The 5,061-nt window shown below is 50.1% G+C and carries 4 protein-coding genes; 3 read left to right on the plus strand and 1 reads right to left on the minus strand.

Annotated elements, in window-relative coordinates:
- Window positions 1-3,441 (minus strand): hypothetical protein (locus B3D59_RS06910; protein ID WP_286818593.1); only part of this gene is annotated, 3,441 nt, incomplete at its 3' end.
- A 439-nt stretch (window positions 3,442-3,880) separates the two neighbouring features.
- Between B3D59_RS06910 and B3D59_RS06915 the strand changes: the two genes are divergently transcribed.
- The 3 genes from B3D59_RS06915 to B3D59_RS06925 all read left to right on the plus strand — a co-directional run bounded on the left by B3D59_RS06915 (window position 3,881) and on the right by B3D59_RS06925 (window position 4,930).
- Complete coding sequence (locus B3D59_RS06915; RefSeq protein WP_286818594.1) at window positions 3,881-4,162, plus strand: toxin-antitoxin system TumE family protein; 282 nt, start codon at window positions 3,881-3,883, stop codon at window positions 4,160-4,162.
- Window position 4,163: 1 nt separating this feature from the next.
- On the plus strand, window positions 4,164-4,505 hold the full coding sequence (locus tag B3D59_RS06920; RefSeq protein WP_286818595.1) for a transcriptional regulator: 342 nt from the start codon (window positions 4,164-4,166) through the stop codon (window positions 4,503-4,505).
- 77 nt (window positions 4,506-4,582) lie between these two features.
- Window positions 4,583-4,930, plus strand: coding sequence for a hypothetical protein (locus tag B3D59_RS06925; RefSeq protein ID WP_286818597.1), 348 nt, complete (start codon window positions 4,583-4,585; stop codon window positions 4,928-4,930).
- Window positions 4,931-5,061: the final 131 nt, after the last annotated feature.

Here is a 5,061-nt window from a genome sequence, read left to right on the forward strand (position 1 = left end):
ATAGAAGGGGCTAATACCGCCGGCTGACACCCATTGGAGTACAATTTCCTGGTGTCCCGGGACAATGGGCAGGGTCACCTGGTTCTGATCCTGCCGGATGGAGCGTACCCTGCCTTGAATTTTCACCTCCTGCAGCCTGGCGTCCTTGGGCAGGGTAATGGTATGGCGCCCTCCCTGGCTGCTGTTGATGGTAAGATCCATCTGGGCCGTGGCAGCTGCCCTGCCCGGCGAAAAGGTCAGCAGACTTTTTTCAATGGTCATGGTCTGTCCCTCAATGCCCTGGGGCCGGGTCACGGTCAGTGTCAGGCTCTCCCCGGGCCAGGGGTGCCAGGTGGGATACCAGCGGGTGCCGGTTTTATGAAAAATCACAGGGGTTCCCTGGTATTCCATATGAAAAACAGGGCTGATATCCACCTTCCATATTTCGGTCCAGTCACGGGTATTGGCATGTTTTAACTCTATTTTATCCGCAGGGGCCAGAAAAGATTCCCAGGTCAATGTTTTCTGTCCGGAACCAAAGTTGACCTTTGCCGTATTCCCCTCTACCCGGATGCCTTCGGTGGTGATGGATTCCCCGGGAAGCAACGGGATGTCAAGGACCATGCCGGAACCTGCTTCTCCTTCACGGATTACCTGGGTATTTACTTTCCAGACAAGTCCGAGCAGCAGGGTCCGTTCAATCCTGGCAAATGCAGGCAGAACACCTGTTTCAAGCGCCTGCTGATTTTTACCGTCTGCCCGGGCTTTTCGTTTAAACTGAAGCTGGGCATCAAAGCTGCCGTCGGGATGACTGCCTTCCACTGTCCAGCCGTCCATGACAATATCCAGGTGCCGGGGTTTTAAAGGGAAAAAAAGCTGGAAACCGCTCTGCTGACGTATGGCACCGTCAAGGTCTATTTTGTGGCGGCCCTTGGGGACCATCACCCAGAATTGCCCCTCTTTCTTGAAGATGCCCGCAGCGGTCAGGCCGTCCACGGTTACCTGTGACGGCAGCCACTGGCCGGCATCCCCGGGAAGGGGAATTGCCGTGTCAATGGCGGCATGAACCGCCACGCTGACCGTCATCACATCCTTTTTCAGGTCAATGGACGCCTGGGGCAAATTTGCACAGGAGTTGAAGCATTGGTCCGTTTCGAGCAGCCGTTTTTCCAGTTCTTCCAGCATCTCCTTTGACGGAAATTGTGCTGCATGCGACAATAGGGGCGTAAGACACAGAACAAGTGCGGACAACGCAGGAAGCATCTGCTTGATACCGGTTGCACCGGCCTTTTTAATGCCGCCTTTGCCGATACCGAGCATGCCCGCACCTAAAAGCACCACAAGGGCGACCCGCAAAAAGGCCAGGACCAGGTTGACTGTTGGCCCGATCAGAAAGAGCCCTATGGACTGGTCTTTATTCACAGGACCGGACCAGGAAAAACCGATGGTTTCATAAGCCGGCCACAAAGGCATGCCCGGGCCTGTCTGGGTTCGGGCTTTGGGGTCATACTGGATAACTTGCTCCATAACTTGAGCCGACTTTCCGGCAGGCTCAGGCGCACTGGCCGGGGAGATGCTCCCCATAGGCATCAGCTTATTTCGATCCGCCCCCTGCCGTTCCGCTTTTGCCACGGACGGCTTCGGGCCTGCCTCTTCCATCATCATCACCTGATCCCGGGATTCTGACCGGATTACGGCATTTGATGTATCGGTCCATGTCCTGGCCAATTCCGGGTATATGCCGATGCGAAGGGTCTGGATGGCAAAGGGAATCACAATGGCGGCAAAACAGATCAGCGCCGTACCCTGACAAAGCTTGACAAAGGCGCGCATCCTGCCGCCGGGCAGATGTTTGAGCAAGGCAAACCCCACCAGGAGCACCAGCCAGATATACTTGGGCGCCTGATGTTCATGGAAGATCAGCACCAGGGTGACAAAGGCAAGAATGGCTAAAGGTTTTGAGTAGACCCGAGACAGGGCAATGGTAAAAATCAGGAGCGCAAAAAAATCCAGCAGGGTCCATCTGCCCACCCAGGTGCCGGGGATGCGGTCTACGCCGATGGCATTGATCAGGGTCCAGCCCGCAGGCAGGTTAAGCGTGCCGTTTACGTCATTGAAATCATGGTCCCAGCCGGTTGCCGGAACATCGGCAATCCCGTTTTCAAAGGTGGCATCGGCCACAATATTTATCCTGCCGTTTCTTAGCTCAATACCGGCCTTGTCGCTATCTTCCCTTTTGGTAATCAACTGCTCTTTACCATCCACAAGGACCTGGCCCGGATGGATGGCCGGATCCAGTTCCAGGCGCCAGTTGGTGTTCTTTTTGCCCGTGATTTTATCCTGGATAAAATAGCCCTCACCGTCAAAACGCAGCCACAGGGTTCGATTCAAAGAGAGCTGATCCGGTGCAGGCTCTGGATCTCCCCGCTTGATCTGCTTAAAAACCAGTGTGGTGGCAGGCACCATCAGGTACGACGGAAAGGATTGCCATCGTGCCGGCATGGCCGTCTGTTTGGGATCCACGGGTTCCGCCCCTGAAATATGCACCCGTCTCAGGTCGGTCCCGGCACTGAAGGCCCAGATCTCCTGATCCGGCCAGAACGCCTGGTCCGGACGGATGAAGCGGACGGTCTCCAAAGGCCCTGCATGGCGCAGATTAAGGTCAATGTTATAACGTCCGGGCCGGACCTGGATGGTGATCCGGCCGTCGGATTCCAGACGGGCGGGCAGCGGGCTTTCAAAGGATACCGGGATGAACCTGTCGCTTTGGTATACAGGTCCCAGCACCATCTGCCGGGCCTGGCCCGACACTTCCAGGGTAAGCGCAATTGACATCCGGGCCGGGATGTCATCCTCGATGAGCCGGAAACATTCAATTTTCAGCCGGTCTTCCACCCGCTGTTCACGGTTTCTCTGCTTTAGCCACAACCGGCCCTCGTCGTCCAGATCCGGGAACATTACGGGCTGATTATTAACGCTTAGGCTCACCAGTCCCGTTGATGCCGGGATATTCAATCTTTCGGGCATGGTTCGCCAGTAAAATTGTCCCCTGATTGTATGACGGCCCGGGGAAAGTATCAGGCCCGGGGTATTATCCTGGTCCAGAACCGCGGCAGGCTTGTCGTCGGCAAGAACCTGCACGGGCCAGTTTCGGTCGGAGCCCGGCAAATCCACCCGGGTCTGGACATACACCTGCCATGACTGTTCAAATTCGCCCCCGCTCTCTGTCAGATTCAGGTTTAACTCTCCCGGCCAGGCGCAAAGGATCTGTCCGGCATTGTTGTACATGGGAATGCATGACAACTGCTGTTCTTTTCCCTGCAGCACCCATTCTTTCCAGGGGGTAAGGGCATCGGGAACGTAAACCGAAGGTCTCGCATGAGCCTTGCCATATACTGCCGAAAAGATGGCGCAAGCCATAAGCAATATACAAATAACGCCGATATTTCGCTGAATGGTCATGACAATGTCCTTTTTGAAAAGAATCTGACAAATTTTAGATTTGAAAAAGGAATACGGTCCGGGTCGTATTCAATATCAACTGGGACACAGTCTAATAGGAATATGGACAAAAATCAATGCGGGGCTTTAGGAGAATTGACAGCCTGTCGAATGTAAATCATCACGGTGATAACCTGAAACGGGCCAATGAGAATGCAAAAATCTTTCACTTTGGAAATTTAAAAGGCCAGGACTGACAGGGATATTCTACTGTGATCATACCAATTACAAACAAATCATAGATGAGATGTAGTCCTCTCCTGCTGCTCCCTGCTTGATCTGCCATATTGAAATTTCAGGCCCAAAAACAAACTAATTTTTCAAAGCCCAAAGATATTTATTTTGCATATTACGTTGGGGTTATTGACAACACTCTGTATGTGTTGGTATTATACCCAACATGAAACCAGAATTGATATTAAAAGACCGCCATATAATCTCTGAAACATCTTTTGTAGAGTTGATTGTATGGCGTCTGCCAACACCGCTTTCCGGGAGCAGACATAATTTTAAATATCGCTTGGCGTTTATAGTAGAGAGCGTCTGTGTTCTTCGATACGACAATGAAACAGGCAAAGGGGAGCATAAGCATATTGGCGATAAAGAAATGCCGTATGAATTTACAACTCCAAAAATTTTAATTCAGGATTTTTGGAAAGATGTAGACGACTGGAGGAGATAAAATGAAAACCGTAACATTAGGAATATCATCACGAAAAGAAATTGAGAATCGGTTTCTGGCAGCTTTTGACGGCGAGGACCAAGGGGCTTATATCAGTTTTGAGACCCCTGCTCTACTTTTTAAAATTATTTCTGGCAAGCGGTGGGAACTTATTCAAAATATGACAGGGGCGGGGCCTTTGTCTATCCGTGAAGCTGCCAGACGATTGGGCCGCGACGTTAAAGCCGTCCATGGTGACGTCCATGCGCTTTTGAAAGCCGGAATTTTGATAAAAACAGAAAGCGGTCAAATAGAATTTCCTTTTGACGCTATCCATGTGAATTTTGTGCTGGAAGCCGCATGACCGTTTTTGAATTGAGTAAGCTGTCCCCAGAATACGATTCTGAATCATAATTATATAAACAAATTGGATAACACAAAATGAATAAAAACCCAGATGAAAAAGAGAATGCCTCAAGGAATAGATCTGAAGAAAAAACTATCGGTGATTCTGGGAAAGGTACAGATACTATTCATGTGGAAAAATCCATTCCTGATAATGTTAAGTTGGATATTCATAACATTAACCAGGGCCAAAAAATTGGAAAACCAGATATAACTTTCGATCAAACGACCACTGGTAACCTTAATTCGACAATTAATTTTTCATCTGAAATTCACGCTAAAGTTATCCCCAATCCCGATCGCTTAACTCATTCTACTATTAATGATGCACCAACTTCACACGATACAATTGGCGTTACTCCTATCGCAATGCCGTTGACTTAAGACACCTCAAAGTATCAAGCTGGTTGCCTGTATTCCAGATGGAATTTTTTATTCTTTTTATTGAAATTACGTTCATATGTTCTGCCAGGTCTTATGGATTCTATAGATGTAAGCATAAGAGCCTGTAATTT

This window comes from Desulfobacter sp. UBA2225 (assembly GCF_002348205.1).
Classification (GTDB): domain Bacteria; phylum Desulfobacterota; class Desulfobacteria; order Desulfobacterales; family Desulfobacteraceae; genus Desulfobacter; species Desulfobacter postgatei.